The following is an 18,108-nucleotide window of genomic DNA, read 5'->3' on the forward strand; positions in this document are numbered from 1 at the left end:
GGCTAGTCCTTTTTGGAAAGGGAAGGTGATGGATCGGCCGCCGCCACGCCCTGACGCAGACGATCGGCAATTTCGGGGAAAGCTTCAGCGCGCAGCGATCCGTACATGCACAGGCGCAGCGCTTCCTGCGCCATGCGGCGCGCCAGATCGCGCCGCTCGCCATCGTCGCGGGCGTGAGAGCGTGCCCATACCGGCCACAGGAAGGAACCGGCCAGCATCATCACCGACAACACTTCGACATCAATCCCCGGCTGCGCGAGATCGGTGTCGGCGAAACGCTGCAACGACCCTTCATATTCGCGCCAGAAAGGATCGGCCATCGGATCGGGCGAGGCCAGCAACTGGAGCAGCCAGATCCGGCACAGTTCAGGATTGTCCATCGCGAAAATGGCCAGCCGATCGGTCGTGTCGGCGATATCGACCTGTTCGACCCGCCGTTCGCCAATCGTTTCAGGATCGCCGAACACGGCACGGAACATGCTGTCGGACACGCCGTCAGCGGTAGCGGCGATCAGTTTGTCGCGCGTTTCAAAATGCTGATAGGCAGTGCCCCGATTGACGCCGGCCAGCGTCGCCACTTCCGCCAGGCTGATGCCTTCGGGGCCATGCTTGGCCAGCAGCGCCTGCGCGGCGTCCAATATCGCCTCACGGGTAGCTGCAGGATCGCGAGCGCGTCTTTTACGAACGTCCGTCATAGCTTGTGCCTCAATCGCCCTTCAGGCTGTTCCCCATTCCCGACACAAAATGTATCGGGCAGGGCTGCCCGGATAATCAACGTCCATGTTGTCCATCAGGTAAGGGCATGTCGTCACCATCATTCTGTTCGGTCGCCATCCCTGCCTGCGCACCGGGGAGAGTCAAGCAGTCGGACGCGCGCTTGGCGGAACCCGACCGTTCATCGCTCCAGCGAAGAACCGGGCCAGTTTTTTTAAGGCCATGACAGCAATCGGCCGGACAGCCCGATGGGGCTGTCCGGCCGATCCCCAAGCCCTGAACCGGCCTGCCGTGGTTCAGCGCGACCCGAACAGGAAGCGCACGTTGATGCCAAATTCACGCGGCGGGGTGACTGTGGCACCGGTATAGGTGCTGGTATAGGTCGCAGCGGCCGTCGTAGTGGCACCGGTGATCATCTGATAGCCGGTGAAGAGCGGGGTCGTGCGCGTCAGCACCTTGGTGGTGTCAAACAGGTTCTTGGCGAACAGGGCGATTTCCCAGCCCCCGTCGGGCGACCGGATACCGGCATAGAGGTTGGCAAGGGCATAGGCGCCGACATCGTCGAAATTATTGCCCGGATCGCCCAGCGACTTGCCATTATAGTTGACCAGTCCACGCACGAACCCATCGACCTTGCCCGACAGGGCAGTGTGATATTCGCTCTGCAAGGTCGCGGTGAAGGGCGGCATGAAGGACGAACGCTGCGACACGGCGCAGGTCGACAGGTTGTTTGCGCCGACGGCCGCCTGCAACTCCGCCAACGATGGAGCGGAACCAACCGCATCGGGGATGCCATCGGCATTCAGATCATTGCACGGGATGTTGCCGCCCTTGATCTTGCCCAGCGAATAGCTGGCGGTCAGGCCGACGTTGAAGCCACGGGCGACATCGACGTTGAGTTCGCTTTCGATGCCGTTCACTTCCACCGGTACAGCGCCGACGAAGTTGAAGGAGCTGACCTGCTGCGCCGTGCCGGTCACTGCGCCGGCAGCGTTGCGGATGGCAACGGTGTTCACATAGTAGACGCCGTTATTGGGCACGCGATACGGGAAATTCTTGAACGTCTGGTGATAGGCGGTCACGTTGAAACGCGCGCGGCCACCCATCAACGTGCTCTTGAAACCAATTTCGTAGGATTTCGATGTTTCCGGCGGCAGGTTGAGGAAGCTATTTTCCAGCGCCGATTTTGCGATATTGAAATCGCCGACAACGTTGATGCCAGGCCGCAGCGAGCTGCCAGTCGCGGCATAGACCAGGAAATCGGGGGAGAAATTATGCTTCACCGATGCGTTGTAAATCAGCTTCTTGAGATCCTGGGCATCGGCGGCGATCGTGTTGCCATTGACCCCCAGGAAATTGCGCGAGCTATATTTGATCTGGCGCAGACCACCGGACACTTCCGTGCTTTCCCCGACATGCGCGGTCAGATTGCCGAAAATGGACTGCTCGTGCGCCCGGCCCGTGCGCGATACATTGGTGGTGACGACCGCAGCGATGGCAGGCGCGGCACCTGGTCTTACGAGACCCACGATCGTCGGCGATGTCAGGGCCGTGGGCGGGTTGAGCTTGCTGTCGAAGAAGCCGACAACATAGTCAAAAATGCCTGCAACACGTTCCTCGTTCTGAAGGCGGATTTCATGCGACGTGCCCTTTGCCACGCTGCTGGTCGTCTGGTTGACGTCACGACCGATGAAGAAATTGCCATCATCGACATTGTCGGTCGAATAGAATTGCTGCTTGCTATACTGACCCTGATAGATCAGCCGCTGGCCCCACTGCGCCAGTTCCGCGCGCCAGTTATAGATGTCGAACCGCTGGTTGATGATCCGCGGCTGTTCCTGGATCGACAAGCGATCCTTGGCCGTGATCAGCACCGGGCTGGCAGCGGCGGCAGGATTGGCTTCGCTGAAGGAAATCGCCTGATCATAGGTCCGCGCGTCGCGGTCCATATATTGATAGGTGCCTTCCAGCTTGATCCAGTCGGCCGGTTCGATCAGCCCAACGACGCGGTAGCTCTTGGTCCGCGAATGGGGGTCTGGCGCGCCGGCGGTGCGCACCAATGGGCGGACGCGATCGGCTTCATTTTCGTCCCACACGCCCGACACGCGGATACCCGCAATGCCTTCGATGATGGGCACGTTGAGCGCGCCCTTGAAGTTGAGCGTGCCGATGTCGTTGCCGGTCCAGTCGGCATAGCCGCCGAACTGGTTGAGATCGGGCTTGCGCGTGGTGATGGTGATCGAGCCGGAGGGCGATGCGCGACCACGCAACGTGCCCTGTGGGCCGCGCTGCACTTCGATCTGGCCGATGTCGTACATCTGCTGGAGGATGACACCCGGCGAAATAGGCGCATCGTTGAAATAGAATTCGACCGTGCCGTTGTTGCCGCTGGCATTGGCATCGAAATTGACGCCGCGCAGCCGCGCATTGCCACCGATGCCATTGGCGTTGGTGGTCAGTTCCAGACCCGGCGCGAGCGATTTGACTTCAGCGAATTCGCGGAAATTGAGGTTGGCGATCGACTGAGCGGTCACCGCGTTGATGACGGCCGGGACGTCCTGCACATCTTCTTCGCGGCGGCGGGCCTGCACGATGATCGTGGGCGCATCGAACGAGGAGTCCTGCGGCGCTTCCTGCGCCATTACCTGCATCGGCAGGGTCGAGGCCGCCATGCTGGCACCCATCAGATAATAGGCTGTCATGCGCTTCATAGAAATGTCCTCCCCAAATAAGCGCCGCGTCGAATCATGATGTCCGGCTGGGCGCGATCGTCGTTGTGCTTTTGTGAGCGTGGTTATGCCCGATAAAGCCCGTTTGCGGAGTCGCTAATGAACAGGGGTGTCTATATATCGCCGTCGCGATTCCACCGCGATTTGCGATCCTTAGGCTATCGCCTGATCAGGCGGGCCGAAACGGAATATGACCAGCTTGTTGCCGTCGAGGTCGCGGAAGTAGGCTCCGTAGAAGCCGTTGGGATCATCGCCGCGGATGCCGGGCTTTCCCTCGCACTGGCCGCCAAGCGCAATCGCTTTGGCGTGGACGGCGTCCACCACGGCCCGGCTGACTGCCGGGATGCCGACCTGATTGCCATTGCCGGGCGATGCTTCGCCAGCAAAGGGCTTGCCGATCAGCAACATGCCGCCATCGCCGGATTTATAGGCAACGACGTCGGGCCGGTCGAAGGCGCGGACCGCGCCCAGCAGGGCGGCGATTGCGTCGTAGAAGCTCTTGGCGCGATCAAGATCGCTTGTGCCGAAGCGGGCCATGCCGATCATGCGGTGCGTCCTCCCATTGCGGCCCAGCGATCCGGGACCATCCATACATATTCGATATAGTGGCCAAGCCATTCGCGGGTATCGAGATAGAGAAACTCCAGCATCCCCGCTGTGCCGCCTTTCAGCACGACGGGAAAAGGCTGCTGGTCGATTCGCGCCATGAAAGCGTCCCAGTCGTCCACCAGATGGCAGACATGGTGGAATTTCAGACTGTCATCGGCGGGCAGAGCATTGCGATAGAGCGACAGGACGTCGCCTTCTATCGGCTGGATCAGTTCAAACTGCATGTCGCCGACCCAGACGAAGGCGAGTTTCTGGACACCTATGCCTTCGCCCTGCGGGGTCCACAGATTGACCGAGACTTGCGTTTCCAGAAGGGTGCGGACGTCGGCGCGCGCCCTGAACTGTGCCACGGCCTTGTCGACATTGCGGGTCACATAGGCGTTTTGATAATGGCGTCCGACGATCATCGTCCTGCCCTCTCCTGATCGATGATTGTGATTATCCCGACAGCGAGTTGGACAATGTTGCGCTGTTTTTCCAAGACAGGTTTATGTCGTTATCCAGACATAGTGACTTCATCAGGCCATAGGCGACAAGCGACGTTGGCGGAACTGGCGCGGGGTGGAGCCGGTGGCGCGGCGGAAGGCGAAGGCAAAGCTGGAGGGGGATGCGAAGCCCAGCGCAAAAGCGATTTCCTTGATGCTTTCGCTGGTCCCCAGATGGCGTTTGGCCATGTCGATGCGGGTCTGGGCGATATGGTCGCCGATCGAATGGCCGCGCGAGGCGCGAAAGCCGCGGGTCAACTGGCGCGGAGACATGTTGCACAGGGTCGCCAGCTCCTCCAGCGCGGGGGGCGGGCCGGGCTGGTGCAGCCGTTCGTCGATGCGGCGCAAGCGCCATGAGGCGAGGCCGCCGCTGATCGGCCCTTCGGCAATCGCCTGGCAATAGCGCGCCACTTCGATCGCCAGTTGCTGGGCGATGAGTTCGGCCAGGATCGCGCCGCCAGCGCCGGGATGGCGCACTTCTTCGGCCAAACGGAACAGGCAGGCGCGCATATGCGGATGGGCGATGTCGAGGCCAGCCGCCAGCCGCCGGTCGGTCCATTCGATGCCGCCATCGTCGAGCCAGCGGTCAATCGCGGCGGCGGGGATTTCGCACACGATCGATGCCTGCCGCCCGCCCGATTCGCTGCGGACATGGATCGCTTCGCCCGGCGGGACGAGGAAGATTTCGCCCAGCGGTTCATAGCGATGCGGTCCCCAGCGTTCGCGATAGCAGCCGCGCGCCATTTCCGGACGGGGTGTGAGGCACAGGTCGAGCCAATAATGGTCGGCGCGGCGGAACAGCCGGTCGGTCGGCTGTTCCAGGCGCAGCCGCATGATCCGCACCTGCGCGGAAGGGACGATCAGTTCCGCCTCGAACATGGATTGGGCATAAGTTTCAGCTGGTGGCATCACCTCTCCCGCCCCGTGTTTGGTCTTGGCCCTATCGGTGGATTATGACCCGATAGCTATAGTCAGGTCAATTGCGGGTCACGCCGCGCTGATCGACAATCGCCCCAGCAGAATGACCGCCAGCGGGCGGCGATATTTCATAGGAGAGCGACAAGTGGCGGGTCTTTTCGACTGTTCGGACAAGGTGACGCTGGTGACCGGCGGCAATGGCGGCATCGGCCTGGGCTTTGCGCGCGGCGTGGCGAAGATGGGCGGCAAGATCGCCATCTGGGCGCGCAATGCGGAAAAGAATGAGGCGGCGAAAGCGGATCTGCTGGCAGCGGGCGCGGGCCGGGTCGAAACCTATCAGGTCGATGTGGCGTCGGAAGAGGCGATCATTGCGGGCTATGCGCAATTGCTGGCCGATTTCGGGCGGGTCGATTGCGTGTTCGCCAATTCGGGCCGCGCGTCGCGCAGCCGGTCGGTGCTGACGCTCGATTCGGCGGAGTGGCATGACCTGATGGCGGTGAACCTGCATGGCGCCTTCTTCACCCTGCGCGAAGGGGCCAGGGCAATGGTCGCGCGCGCTGAGGCTGGCGAGCCGGGCGGGAGCTTGGTCTATTGCGGCAGCCTGTCGATGTTCCACGGCATGCCGGGCATCAACAATTATGCAGCGTCCAAGGGCGGCATGGGTGCAGCTGTGCGTGGCATGGCGGCGGAACTGGGCAAATATGCAATCCGCGCCAACAGCATCGCGCCCGGATACGTCAAAACCGGCATTGGCGGTGACGGCCAGATGAGCGAGGAAATGAAGGCGCGCATGGCGGCGGTGGACGCGCATTTTTCCGCCAAGACACCAATCCATCGGCCCGGCGCCATCGAGGATTTTGAGGGGATCGGCGCCTATCTCAGCTCCGATGCGTCGCGCTTCCATAGCGGCGATACGATCGTGATCGACGGTGGCAGCCTGATCTATCCCCCTTACGCCTTCTGATCGGAGCCGCCCCCATGCGCCTGCTCACCATCCATAACGTCAATGACGTGCGACTGGACCCCTATGAACGGCCCGAAGCAGGGCCGAAGGATGTGGTCGTGAAAATGAAGGCCTGCGGCATTTGCGGCAGTGACCTCAGCTACATCAAGAATGGCGGCATCCCGACGCCGGGCAAGCGGACCGCGCTGGGCCATGAAGGCGCGGGCGAGCTGATGTTCGTGGGTGACGAGGTGGCCGGCGTTTCGGTGGGGCAAAGCGTCATCATCAACCCGATGATGACGCCCAGCTATATCGGCAGCGGCGGGCCGGAGGGGGCTTTTACCGAGGAATTGCTGGTCCGCGACGCGCGGCTGGGCGACAGTCTGCTGCCCATTCCCGACGGCATCCCCTATGATGTCGCGGCGATGTGCGAACCGCTGTCGGTCGCGATGCACGGGGTCAACCGGGCGCAGGCCAAGGCGGGCGACAAGATCGTGATCTTCGGTTGCGGGCCGATCGGACTGGGCATGATCCTTTGGGCGGTGGATCGCGGCTGCGACGTGATCGCGCTCGACCTGGCCGAGGAGCGGCTGGAACGGGCGCGGGCATTGGGCGCACAGACGGTCGATCCGGCGAGCGAGGATTCGATCGCGCGGATCAAGGCGATCCACGGCACGGTCATGGTGTTCGGACGGGAAAAGTCACTGACCGACGCCTATATCGACGCGGCGGGTGCGCCGTCGATCCTGCATGATGTGGTGACGCTGGCCAAGACCCATGCGCGCCATGTCATTACCGCCGCCTATCTGAAACCCATCGAACTGCCCGCCGGGCCGATGCTGACCACCGAAATGACGATCACCACGGCGGTCGGTTATCCCACTGAAATGCCCGACGTGATCGCCGCAATGCCGCGTTTGCGCGACAAGATTGCGGCACTGATCAGCCACAGATTGCCGTTCGACCGGGTGATCGAGGGCTTGGACATCGCCGCGAGGCCGCAATCGGCCAAGGTCATGATCGAATTTGTGGACGGCGCGGCATGACCGACAAGCCGCAGACGCCTTTAGGCGCTTTGGTGATGGCGGGTCAGGGCCAGACGGATGCCGAACGCATCGGCGACGGCATCTTCATGGTGAAGGATATTTCCAATGCCTATCTGGTGACGACGGGCGATGGCGACCTGATGATCAACACCGGCTTTCTGGGCAATGGCGCCCGCAACAAGGGACTGTTTGCGCCGCATCGTAGCGGGCTGCTGCGGCGGATCGTCGTGACCCAGGCCCATGCCGACCATTATGGCGCGCTACCCGACCAGAAGGAGGCGGACACGCAGGTCATTGTCGGGGCGGGCTTTGGCGAGACGGTGGAGTATTTCGAGCGGCTTGGCGAATTTCTCGGTCGCCGGTCGGGCAAGCTATGGGCGTCGATGACCCGGCGCGACGGGCCGCCACCCAAGCCGCCGCTGATCGTGCCGGACGTGGAGATCGCCACCAGCCTTGCCTTCACGCAAGGGGATCGCGCGTTCGAGGTGGTCAAGACGCCGGGCGGCGAGAGCCTGGATTCGGTGTTCGTGTGGATGCCGGATGAAAAGATCGTCTTTACCGGCAATCTGTTTGGCCCCGTCTGGCGGGCGATGCCCAATCTGGTGACGATGCGCGGCGACAAGCCCCGGCTGGTGCGCGCCTGGCTGCGATCGGTCGAGCAGGTCCGGGCATTGGGCGCGGAACTGGTGATTACCGGCCATGGCGACCCAATCCGGGGGGCGGAGATGATCCGCGCGGACCTCGACACGATGCACGCGGCAGTCAGCTATCTGGAGCGCGAGACGATCGCAGGGATGAATGCGGGCCGGAGCGTGCAGGATCTGATGCGTGAAATCGCGCTGCCAGCCGACCTCAGGATCGGCGAATTTCATGGCAAGACCAGCTGGGTCGTGCGCGCCATCTGGGAGGAAAATGGCGGCTGGTTCCATTATGCCGATGGCACGACCGCGCTGTATGGCGTGCCGCGTTCGGCGGTGAATGGCGATCTGGTCGAACTGGCGGGCGGCGCGGGCGCGATCGTGGGCCGCGCCGATGTGCATGCGGCGGCAGGGCGACCGTTGGAGGCGCTGCATCTGATTGACATCGCGCTGGGCGTTGTGCCCGATCATGAGGCGGGATTGAGCGTGCGTAAATCGGCGCTGGAGCAATTGCTGGCCGCGAGCGGCAGCACGAACCTGTCGGAAACCATGTGGCTGAAGGCGGAGATCGCCGAGACGGACAAGCGCCTCGCCAGCCATGCACAAGAGGGAGAAGGATGATGACCACCACCACCGCAGGGCTGGACGCCGATGCGCTGATCGCCGCCGCGCGCGAACAGACGGGCCTCACCAATCTGGGCGATGACGCGATATTGGAGGGGCTGCATGTCCTGATCGACGCGATCAACCGGGAAGCAAAGCTGACGGCGGCTGCGCAAGGTCGCTGGGCGCAGCAGATTACCGCCACGCTGGCGAACCGCTTGCAGGTCGAACATTATCTGGCCAGCCATCCCGCGCTGCTGGACGCGCCGGTCGAAAAACCGCTGTTCGTATTCGGCCTGCCGCGCACCGGCACGACGCTGACGATCAACCTGCTGAACGCCGATCCCGCGCGGCGTTGCTTCCTGCGCTGGGAAGCGTTCAACAGCGTGCCGCCAGCCGCCAAGGGGGCACTGAGCAGCGATCCGCGCTATGTCGCGGAGCAGGCGCGGCTCGACATGATGCTCAAATATGCGCCGCATATTTCGGCTATGCACCATGAGGATGCCGACAGTCCGACCGAGTGCCAATTCTCCATGGCACCGTCCTTCTGCGCACAATATTATGACTCGGTTCTGCATATTCCGAGCTATCAGAAGTGGTTGTTTTCGACCAGCTACCTGCCCGCTTTCCGCTATCAGAAGCGGCTTTTCCAGTTGTTGCAGGAGAATGAGGGCGGGCAGTGGACGCTTAAAAATCCGTGGCATCCTTTGTTCCTGAATGACCTGACCACCATCTATCCCGATGCGCAGTTGGTGATGACCCATCGCGATCCGGCCGATGTCGTCGCGTCGGCGTGCAGCCTGGTCTATCAGGTGCGCAAGATGTTCAGCGACGATGTCGATCCGGTCGAGGTGGGCAAGTCACAACTGCGCACCTTCGACCTGATGATCGAGCGGATGATGGCCTATCGGGAGAAGCATGGCGCGGATTCGATCCACGACATCCCATATGACGCGCAGCTGCGCGATCCGATCGGCGAGATGAAGCGGCTCTATGCGCGGTTCGACACGGAACTGACGGTGGAAGCCGAGACCGCGATGCAGGCTATGCTGGACGCCAATCCGCAGGGCAAGCATGGCAAGCACAGCTATGACCTGGCCGATTACGGGCTGGATCGTGCGGGTGTTCACACGCATTTCAGGGATTATACGGAGCGGTTCGGGATTGCGTGCAGGGCTTGAATGTTCCTCCCCTGTAAGGGGAGGGCTGTCGCATATGGAACCCTGCCCTTGTCCATTGTCATCCTGAACTTGTTTCAGGATCCATTTCTCGTCACGAGCGGCGGCTTTTGGGGGACGATGGATGCTGAAATAAATTCAGCATGACGAAGTAAAATGAGGTGCCGTTCATATATGACAGCCCACCCCTTGCAGGGGAGGATGATTTTACCCCGCCCGCGCCATGGCGAAACAATAGCGCAGATGGTCCATATGCCCGTCCGGCACCGGCGGGAAATGGAGCGCGTCTTCGGTGGCGCGGATGCTGTCGAGATTTTCCGCGACCTGCTCGATGGTCCAGTCGGGGCGGAACATGCCCTTCGTTTCCATGGTATAAGCACGCGCGACGCGACCGGCCATGGCGATCAGCATTTCGCCTGAAATCGCGCAATCTTCATGCGCCAGATAGCCGACCGTGGGCGCGACCAGATCCGGGTCCATCGGCGGATAGGCGCTGGTGTCCAGGCCATCGGCCATGCGGGTGACTGCGCCGGGCAGGATGATGTTGCTCTTGATACCATGCGCCGCCCCCTCGATCGCGGCAACGTTGGACAGGCCGGTCATCGCGGCCTTGGCCATCGAATAATTGACCACGCCGGCATTGCCATAAAGGCCGTTGATCGAGCCGGTCAGGACAATGCGGCCATAATTGGCGGCGGTCATGTGCGGGAAGGCGGCACGCACGACATGGAAAGCACCGCGCATATGGACATCCAGCACCGTCTCGAAATCGGCATAGCTTAAGTCATTGAGCGAACCGCGACGGACGATCCCGGCATTGTGGATGAGGATGTCGATCCGACCATAATGGTGAATGGCAGCGTCGATGATCGCCTGCCCCCCCTCTGGCGTCGCCACGCTGTCGGTCGAGGCGACGGCCTCTCCCCCGGCGGCGCGAATCTCGTCCACCAGTGCCTGGGCGGGCGCGGCATCGGTCCCCTCCCCCTGCATCGACACGCCCGGATCGTTGACGATGATCTTTGCGCCCCGCGCTGCCAGCAGCAGCGCATAGGCGCGGCCAAGCCCCCGGCCAGCGCCGGTGATCGCGGCCACCCGGCCATCAAAGCGCATCTTGTCCATCCTGCGATCCTCTCTTTCACTTGCGCCCGATCCTAACGGCACCGGCCCAACGCAAAAGGGCCGCCGCCGCATATCGCTGCGGCGACGACCCCCTCTCCTACCCCTTCAAGAGATCAGGCTGGCTTGCTGGGCAATTCGGCGATCGAGGTGCCGAAGGCCGAGACTTCACCGCGATGGGTGGTCGCCTGCTGCTGGATCTCGACGAACTTCTTGCCGTTTTCCTCAAACTTGCGGATGACGCTGCCGTCGATGTAGATCGCGTCGCCATCGGGATTGTGGCGGCGGATCTGGCACTTGCTGCGCGTCAGGAAGCCATCGTCACCGATCCAGTTGGTGATGTGGTGGGTCAGCCAGCTGCACCGTTCTGGACCATAGTCATAAGCCCCCGGCGCGCCGACTTCGAGTGCGAAGGCTTCGTCCCAGTGCACGCGCTCAGGGCAATCCGGCACGTTGAAGCGGTTGCGGATGCCGAGGCCCGGATGCGCCTGCTGCATCTGGTTGGCAAGCTTGTTGGCGCGGATGTAGAGGCCACCCCACCCTTGCGCATAGCAGATGAAGCCAGTGACCGTCATCGGTCCCTTCATCATGCGCGGCAGTTCGTCACCAACCTTCACATCTTCCCAATAGCGAGGAACCGAGCCGCGGATTTCTTCTTGGTTGTACAGGCGGGTGAATTCGGCCAGTTCTTCTTCGGTGTACTGCTCCACGCGGCCACGCGCTTCGGTATATTTGGTGCCGCGTTCGCGGGCTTCGTCACGGTCGGTGCGGAATACCCAGCTGTCGCCCTCGGCCACCTTGTCGCCCGACTGGTTGAAAAAGTCGACATGGTAGATCTGCTGGAACGAACGGCCGGCAAACTTGGTCTGATGCTCTACCAGATCCTTGAGATAGGCTTCGGTGCGGATCGTGTCGTTGCGCAGCACCGGCTTGTGCCAGGTCCAGTCGGCACCCGCCCACATGGCGTGAACGCCCGACAGGCCGCCGCAATAGCCCGAAATGATGCGGCTGGTGGTGAAGAGGAAGCTGGGGAGCGCGACGACCGAGCCATATTTGGTCTTTTCGGCATAGGCCGGGTCGCACCACAGCGGGTTATCGTCGCCAATGCCATGGGCATAATGGCGGATCGCGTCGCGGGTCGCTTCATAATTCCACGGCTCGATCGTATTCTCGATCTTGACGCCAATGCGCTTGCGCAGATCGTCGAGACCTTCCTCGGTAATCTTGGGGAATTTATTGGTGGGGGCTTCCGCCAAAGTTGCCATATCTCTTCTCCTAGGGTTCAGATTTGGGGTCCTCCCCTGCAAGGGGAGGGGGACCAGCGAAGCTGGTGGAGGGGTGTCCACCTATCGAGAGGGTGACACCCCTCCGTCTGGCCTGCGGCCAGCCACCTCCCCCGCCGGGGGAGGATTTTGAGACGGATTTTTCATCACGCTGCCTCGACCAACTTGGCAGCCTCAATATCTCTCAGGATTTTGCGGTGGACCTTGCCCGCCGGGGTCTTGGGCAGTTCGGTGACGAATTCCACGACGCGAGGAAATTCATGCTGGGCGAGTTTTTCGCGGGTGAAGGTCTGGAGTTCCTTCACCAGCGCGTCGCTGCCATCGACATTGGCGATGACGAACGCCTTGACCACCTGGCCCCGCTGCGGATCGGGCACGCCGATGACGGCGCATTCGAGCACGGCGGGATGCTTGAGCAGGGTGTTTTCGATCTCGACCGCGCTCATCGTCCAGCCAGCCGAGATGATGACATCGTCGGCGCGGCCGCAATGGTAGAAATAACCGTCGGCGTCGATTTTCGCCCGGTCCTTGGTGGTTTCCCATTTGTCGCGCCGCCACAGCATCAGTTCGCCGATTTCGCCGGGGTCGGATGGCGTGCCGTCGGGGCGCTGCACCTGCAACTTCTGGCCCGGCACCGCCTTGCCCAGCGAACCGGGCTTGACAGTGAAATCGTCTGCGCCCGGATAATTGACGAGCACCACGCCGATTTCGGTCGTGCCATACATGGAGCAGGCGGGAACCTTGAAATAGGTGTCGATAAAGTCGAGCGTCGCCGGGTCGATCGGTTCGCCGGTGTAGGACAGTTTCTTGAAGTGGAAGCTATAGTCCCCCGCCTTCCCGCTATTCTTAATCATGCGATAATGGGTCGCGGCCGCCGACATATTGGTGATGCCATAATCATCGAGCGCCTTCATCAGCCGCACCGGATCGAACCGTCCCGCAAAGGTGCCGGTGGTCACGCCCATACCCAACGGGGCCAGCGTGCCGTGCCACAATCCATGTCCCCATGCGGGCGAGGACGGGCAGAAAAATTCGTCGCCCGGACGGATGCCGGTGCCGTAGAGCGCGGCGAACATCAACGTCACCAGCGCGCGGTGGCTATGCTTCACCGCTTCGGGCAGTTCGCGGGTGGTGCCGGACGTGTACTGGAACACGGCCAAGTCGTTCGCCCTGGTTTTCGGCGTGTAGATCGCGGGATATTTTTCAATCTCGTCGAGCAGGCCATCGTCGGCGACGACGACGCGCGGGCCGTTCATGCTGCGGGCGAGGTCCGCCTTTTCCGCGTTGGTGATCAGGATGGTGGGCTTGCAGTCATCAACCCGCAGGCGCAGCGCATCGGGACCGAACAGGGTGAAGAGCGGCACCGAGATCGCGCCGGTCTGCATCGCCCCGAACAGGCAGACATAGAAAGGCAAAGACGGTTCCAGCATGAAGGCGATGCGTTCGCCGGGTTGAACACCCTCTGCATCGAGCCAATGGGCAAAGCGCGCCGCGCCCGCCGAAATGATGTCGAAGCTCAATATTTCATCGCGGCCATCAGCGTGCGCGATCCGCACGGCGGCGCATCCGGTGCCGTCGGCATGGCGGGTGATGCATTCATGCGCGATGTTGAGATGATCGCGGTCGCCATCGAATAAATCCCATGGCGCGTTGGACGTCGCATGGGCCTGCGCATCGGCATAGCGTGTATAGTCGGTCAGCTTCGCCATATATTCCGTCCATTCACTATGGCGAATGGCAGGAAAGCCGCCTTCGCCATGATGGAACCGGAATGTCATGCCGACTCCCTTGTTGTAAATCATGAACAATGTTCTATATTTTGAATGATCGTCCATCGCCGGGGCGATGGAGATATGCGCCATGGCCGACCCTGTTACCCTGCCCACCCCTTCCCCCGTCCGAAAAGTCGCCCGCGCGGTGAAGGACAGCAAAGCGCCCGCCATCACCCGCGCCGCCGCGATCCTGCGCCTGCTGGGGCGTAGCGAACGGCCGCTGGGGGTGCAGGCGATCGCCAAGGAACTGGGGCTGGTGCCATCCACCTGCCTCTATGTGCTGCGCGCCCTGGCGGAGGAGGAACTGGTGTCGTTCGACCCGGACACCAAGCGCTATGCGCTGGAGGCAGGCGTGCTGACGCTGGCGCGGCACTGGTTGCGGCGCGACCCGTTCAACGATCTGGCACAGCCGCATCTCGATCGGCTGGCGGCGCGTTTTGGCTTGACCATGTTGGGCGTGCAGGCGGTGGGCCTCGATCATATGATCGTCGTCGCCATGGCGCAATCGGGCAGCGGCTTTCAACTCAGCACGCAGGTCGGCAGCCGCTTTCCCGCGCTGATCAGCGCAACGGGGCGCTGTATCGCGGCGTTTGGCGACTATCCGGTGGCAGAATTGAAGGCGCGATTCGACCAGTTGCGCTGGGACAATCCGCCCGCATTCGACGACTGGATGGAGCAGTTGCGCCGGACCCGCGAACAGGGCTTTGCGGTGGATGAAGGGCAGTATATTGCAGGCGCAACCGTGGTGTCCGCGCCGGTGTGGAAAGGCGCGGGCCGGCCGGTCCATGCGCTGGTCGCGATAGGCATAGGCGCGGCGCTGGGCCGGGAGCTTGGCGCATTGCAGGCGGCGCTGGTGGAGGCAGCGGGGGCTTTGTCGGGGCAGTTGGGCGGCGGCGCTTAGCACAAAGTCCGTTCGCTTCGAGCGTAGTCGAGAAGCACCGCGCGCAGGTTTCTCGACTTCGCTCGAAACGAACGGAGGTTTATGTGGCGGGCCGTAGCGCCAGTACGCTGCCTTCGGCGTCGCCCGACAGATAGAGGGTGCCGTCCGGCCCGGCCGTGAGGCCGCAGAAGTTGATCATCGGTCCGGCCATGTCGCCGATCGGCCCCAGATATTTGGGCGCGATGCCGACAGGCGCGCCGACCGGCAGATGGGTGGCAATGACGCCCTGGACGCCGCTGGCCAGGTCGAACGCGATCAGCGATTTGGTCTGGGTGTCCACGGCATAGAGGGTGCCGTTGCTGATCGCGATGCCTTCGGGCCGTCCCAGCCCTTCGGCGATTATTTCCACGGCGCGTCCCTGTTGCAGCCTGACGATGCGCCCCTTGCCCGCTTCGGCGACATAGGCGGTATCGCCATCCACCGCGACGCCCATCGGCTGGTCGAGGCCCGTGGCGATTGCGCGCACCGCGCCATTTTCGGCGACATGCACCTGCCCCGTGCCCTGTTCGGCAAAGACGATCGCGCCGCGGGCATTGGCCGCAACACCCATCAGCCGGTCATGGCCGTGGGAGAGAAACTCGCTGGCCCCCTCCCCCGGCCGATAGCGCGCGAGGCTGCCGGTCCCGGTAGTGACGATCCATTCGCCCGGCGAACCCGGTGCGACGCCGCGCATATAGCCGGGACAGCCGGGGTAGAAGATCATCCCCGCCAATATTGGCGCGCCACCGGGGCGCAGCGTGTAGCCGAAGGTGCCGTCTGCGACGAAAATCGTCCCCTGCCCGTCCACCGCCAGACCAAGCGGCCATTGCAGCGCGCGCGGGACGACGGAGCGGACCTTGCCATCGCCCAGCAACTCGGTGATCTCGCCGGGGATGCTGGACACGAAGATGCGGTCGCCGATGAAGCTGACATTGTCGAGGCCGGGACCAAGATCAGCCAGCACTTCGCGGGTGCCGCTGACCAGGTCGATTCGCAGCACCTGGCCGCTGGCGACCTGGGTGGTGACGATCCGCCCCTTGCTGTCGAACTTGACCGAGTCCGGCACGCCCAGATCACCCGCCACGACTTCGGGTGCGCCGCCGTTGAGGTCCACGCGCCAGATTTCATTCGCACCCATGACGGGGAAATAGAGTTTGCCGTCCGGGCCGACCTGAAAGGCGTTGGCCATCGGCACATTGTCGAGGATGAGGCGCGGTGCGCCGCCATCGAGCGGCAATTCCATGATCCGCGCGCCCATGCGGCACTCGCCCGCGATCAAACGGCCCTGATGCCAGGTGATAGGGTTGGCGACGGGCATGTCGCCATGGATGACGCGCGCCTGCCCGCCGGGCGCCAGCATCGACACCCGACCTTCGGTGATTTCGGTGAGGTAGAGATTGCCTGCCTCATCGAACACCAGATCATCGGGCGCGACGATCGCGCCGCCCATCGGGCTGATGGTCGCAATCGCACCGCTGTCCACGTCGATCGCGCTGACCTGACTGCCGCCGACCTGCGCGACATAGAGGCGGCCATCCGCGCCGGTGGCAAGGCCGTTCGCGCCATAGAGGCGGCTGGGCGGGGTGAGGCGTTCAAGGCTCCACCCCTCCCCCGCCGTCATGCCGCTGGGCGCGATCCGGCCATTCATATCAGGCGTAACCGAGCATCGATTTGACTTCGAGATATTCGTGGAAGCCGAATTCACCCCATTCGCGCCCGTTGCCGCTGCGCTTGTAGCCGCCAAAGGGGGCGTGGAAATCAAAGCCGCCATTCATGCTGACCCAGCCGGTGCGCAGGCAGCGGGCGATGGCGTGGACCAGAGAGGTGTCGAGGCCGTTGACATAGCCCGCGAGGCCAAAGGGGCTGTCATTGGCGATGGCGACCGCATCGTCCACGTCGTCATAAGGGATGATGACCAGCACCGGGCCGAAAATCTCTTCGCGCGCGATGACCATATCATTGTCGCCAAGGAATATGGTCGGGCGCACGAACCAGCCCTTGTCGATGCCGTCGGGGCGACCGGGGCCGCCCGCGATCAGGGTCGCGCCTTCCGCTACGCCCTTGGCGATATAGTCCTGGATGATGTTATACTGTGCCTTGGACACGACCGGACCCATGGCGACATCGCCTGCCGGGTCGCCGACGGTGACGGCGTCGGCTGCTGCCTTGGCCGCGGCGAGCGCTTCGTCGAGGCGGGCGGCGGGAACGAGCAGGCGTGATCCGGCGCTGCATGTCTGGCCGCTATTGCCCATCATGCCTGCGGTTGCGCCGGTGACATTGTCGGCCAGCGCCGCGTCATCCAGCACGATGAACGCGCTCTTGCCGCCCAGTTCCAGGCCCACCCGCTTGACCGTAGTGGCGGCGTCCTTCTGGATCTGGACGCCCACCGGTTCGGAGCCGGTGAAGCTGATCATGTCCACATCTTCATGGGTCGAGAGCGCGGTGCCGATGACGCTGCCCTGCCCTTGCACCATGTTGAACACGCCCGCCGGAACGCCCGCCGCGTCGATGATCTCGGCGAGGATCTGCGCCGAGAAAGGCGCGAGTTGCGGCGGTTTCAGGATCATCGTGCAGCCAGTGGCAAGCGCAGGAAAGACCTTCACGCAGGTCTGGTTCATTGGCCAGTTCCACGGCGTGATGAGGGCGCAGACGCCGATCGGCTCACGGCGGATCAGGGTCGCGCCGCGCAGTTCCTCGAACGCGAAATTCTCCAGCAGTTCGATCGCGGTCTGGAGATGGCCTGCGCCAAGCCCGACATGGAAGCCATTGGCCAGCCCTGACGGCGCGCCCATTTCCTCCCGGATGGCTGCGCCCAGGTCGGGCAGGCGACGCTGATATTCGGCCTGGATCGCGCGCAGCAGGTCGAGGCGCTGGTTGCGCGTCGTTTCCGACCATGCGGGGAAGGCGCGGCGGGCGGCGGCGACGGCCTTGTCGACATCGGCGACGGAACCCAATGCGATGTGGCCTGCGACTTGTTCGGTCGCCGGGTTGATGACTTCGGCGGTTTTGGGTTCGACCGGATCGACCCACTGGCCGTCAATGTAGAAGTGCAGATGGTCGCGCATGGATTGGCCTCCTCTGGAGTAGTCGAGGGGGTGTCTCGCCACCGATAGCGAGACACCCCTCCGTCTGCGCTACGCGCAGCCACCTCCCCT

General features: G+C 62.9%; 15 protein-coding genes. 5 read left to right on the forward strand and 10 right to left on the reverse strand.

The features are described 5' to 3' along the window. Nucleotides 1-2: 2 nt before the first annotated feature. From KRZ98_RS23400 to KRZ98_RS23420, 5 genes are all read right to left on the reverse strand, one after another. Nucleotides 3-695: a TetR/AcrR family transcriptional regulator gene (locus KRZ98_RS23400; protein ID WP_217675565.1), complete on the reverse strand. Its 693-nt coding sequence runs from the start codon at nucleotides 693-695 to the stop codon at nucleotides 3-5. 315 nt (nucleotides 696-1,010) lie between these two features. Further along, the gene (locus KRZ98_RS23405) at nucleotides 1,011-3,425 is read right to left on the reverse strand and encodes a TonB-dependent receptor (protein WP_217675566.1); all 2,415 of its coding nucleotides are present in this window, start codon (nucleotides 3,423-3,425) and stop codon (nucleotides 1,011-1,013) included. A 171-nt stretch (nucleotides 3,426-3,596) separates the two neighbouring features. Next, the gene (locus KRZ98_RS23410) at nucleotides 3,597-3,989 is read right to left on the reverse strand and encodes a VOC family protein (protein WP_006963824.1); all 393 of its coding nucleotides are present in this window, start codon (nucleotides 3,987-3,989) and stop codon (nucleotides 3,597-3,599) included. Further along, entirely contained in the window at nucleotides 3,986-4,459 is a 474-nt protein-coding gene (locus tag KRZ98_RS23415; RefSeq protein WP_217675567.1) for a VOC family protein, read from the reverse strand. The genes KRZ98_RS23410 and KRZ98_RS23415 overlap by 4 nt, the downstream gene beginning before the upstream one ends. 111 nt (nucleotides 4,460-4,570) lie before the next feature. Continuing rightward, entirely contained in the window at nucleotides 4,571-5,446 is an 876-nt protein-coding gene (locus KRZ98_RS23420) for a helix-turn-helix transcriptional regulator (protein WP_217675568.1), read from the reverse strand. Between the two features lie 112 nt (nucleotides 5,447-5,558). On the opposite strand from KRZ98_RS23420, the gene KRZ98_RS23425 reads away from it, so the two are divergent. Genes KRZ98_RS23425 through KRZ98_RS23440 form a run of 4 tightly spaced genes read left to right on the forward strand, consistent with a single transcriptional unit; the run spans nucleotide 5,559 to nucleotide 9,866 of the window. Continuing rightward, entirely contained in the window at nucleotides 5,559-6,419 is an 861-nt protein-coding gene (locus KRZ98_RS23425; protein ID WP_217675642.1) for an SDR family NAD(P)-dependent oxidoreductase, read from the forward strand. A 14-nt stretch (nucleotides 6,420-6,433) separates the two neighbouring features. Further along, complete coding sequence (locus tag KRZ98_RS23430; RefSeq protein ID WP_217675569.1) at nucleotides 6,434-7,444, forward strand: zinc-binding dehydrogenase; 1,011 nt, start codon at nucleotides 6,434-6,436, stop codon at nucleotides 7,442-7,444. Further along, complete coding sequence (locus tag KRZ98_RS23435) at nucleotides 7,441-8,703, forward strand: MBL fold metallo-hydrolase (RefSeq protein ID WP_217675570.1); 1,263 nt, start codon at nucleotides 7,441-7,443, stop codon at nucleotides 8,701-8,703. The genes KRZ98_RS23430 and KRZ98_RS23435 overlap by 4 nt, the downstream gene beginning before the upstream one ends. Further along, entirely contained in the window at nucleotides 8,703-9,866 is a 1,164-nt protein-coding gene (locus KRZ98_RS23440) for a sulfotransferase (RefSeq protein ID WP_217675643.1), read from the forward strand. Before KRZ98_RS23435 ends, KRZ98_RS23440 begins: the two co-directional genes overlap by 1 nt. A 204-nt stretch (nucleotides 9,867-10,070) precedes the next feature. Here the strand turns inward: KRZ98_RS23440 and KRZ98_RS23445 are convergent, their stop codons facing one another. The 3 genes from KRZ98_RS23445 to KRZ98_RS23455 form a co-directional block, all read right to left on the reverse strand. After that, on the reverse strand, nucleotides 10,071-10,982 hold the full coding sequence (locus KRZ98_RS23445; protein ID WP_217675571.1) for an SDR family NAD(P)-dependent oxidoreductase: 912 nt from the start codon (nucleotides 10,980-10,982) through the stop codon (nucleotides 10,071-10,073). A gap of 113 nt (nucleotides 10,983-11,095) precedes the next feature. Then, nucleotides 11,096-12,244: a MaoC family dehydratase N-terminal domain-containing protein gene (locus KRZ98_RS23450; protein WP_217675572.1), complete on the reverse strand. Its 1,149-nt coding sequence runs from the start codon at nucleotides 12,242-12,244 to the stop codon at nucleotides 11,096-11,098. A gap of 164 nt (nucleotides 12,245-12,408) precedes the next feature. Then, nucleotides 12,409-13,971 (reverse strand): acyl-CoA synthetase, encoded by a 1,563-nt coding sequence (locus KRZ98_RS23455; RefSeq protein ID WP_217675644.1) that lies wholly within the window; start codon nucleotides 13,969-13,971, stop codon nucleotides 12,409-12,411. Between the two features lie 151 nt (nucleotides 13,972-14,122). On the opposite strand from KRZ98_RS23455, the gene KRZ98_RS23460 reads away from it, so the two are divergent. Beyond that, complete coding sequence (locus KRZ98_RS23460) at nucleotides 14,123-14,935, forward strand: IclR family transcriptional regulator (protein WP_217675573.1); 813 nt, start codon at nucleotides 14,123-14,125, stop codon at nucleotides 14,933-14,935. A gap of 79 nt (nucleotides 14,936-15,014) precedes the next feature. Here the strand turns inward: KRZ98_RS23460 and KRZ98_RS23465 are convergent, their stop codons facing one another. After that, nucleotides 15,015-16,601 carry an SMP-30/gluconolactonase/LRE family protein gene (locus tag KRZ98_RS23465; RefSeq protein WP_217675574.1) on the reverse strand — a complete coding sequence of 529 codons (1,587 nt, stop codon included), beginning with the start codon at nucleotides 16,599-16,601 and terminating at the stop codon, nucleotides 15,015-15,017. Nucleotide 16,602: 1 nt separating this feature from the next. Next, nucleotides 16,603-18,018 carry an aldehyde dehydrogenase family protein gene (locus KRZ98_RS23470; protein ID WP_217675575.1) on the reverse strand — a complete coding sequence of 472 codons (1,416 nt, stop codon included), beginning with the start codon at nucleotides 18,016-18,018 and terminating at the stop codon, nucleotides 16,603-16,605. Nucleotides 18,019-18,108 lie beyond the last annotated feature (90 nt).

The organism is Sphingobium sp. AS12 (assembly GCF_019097845.1).
Taxonomy (GTDB): domain Bacteria; phylum Pseudomonadota; class Alphaproteobacteria; order Sphingomonadales; family Sphingomonadaceae; genus Sphingobium.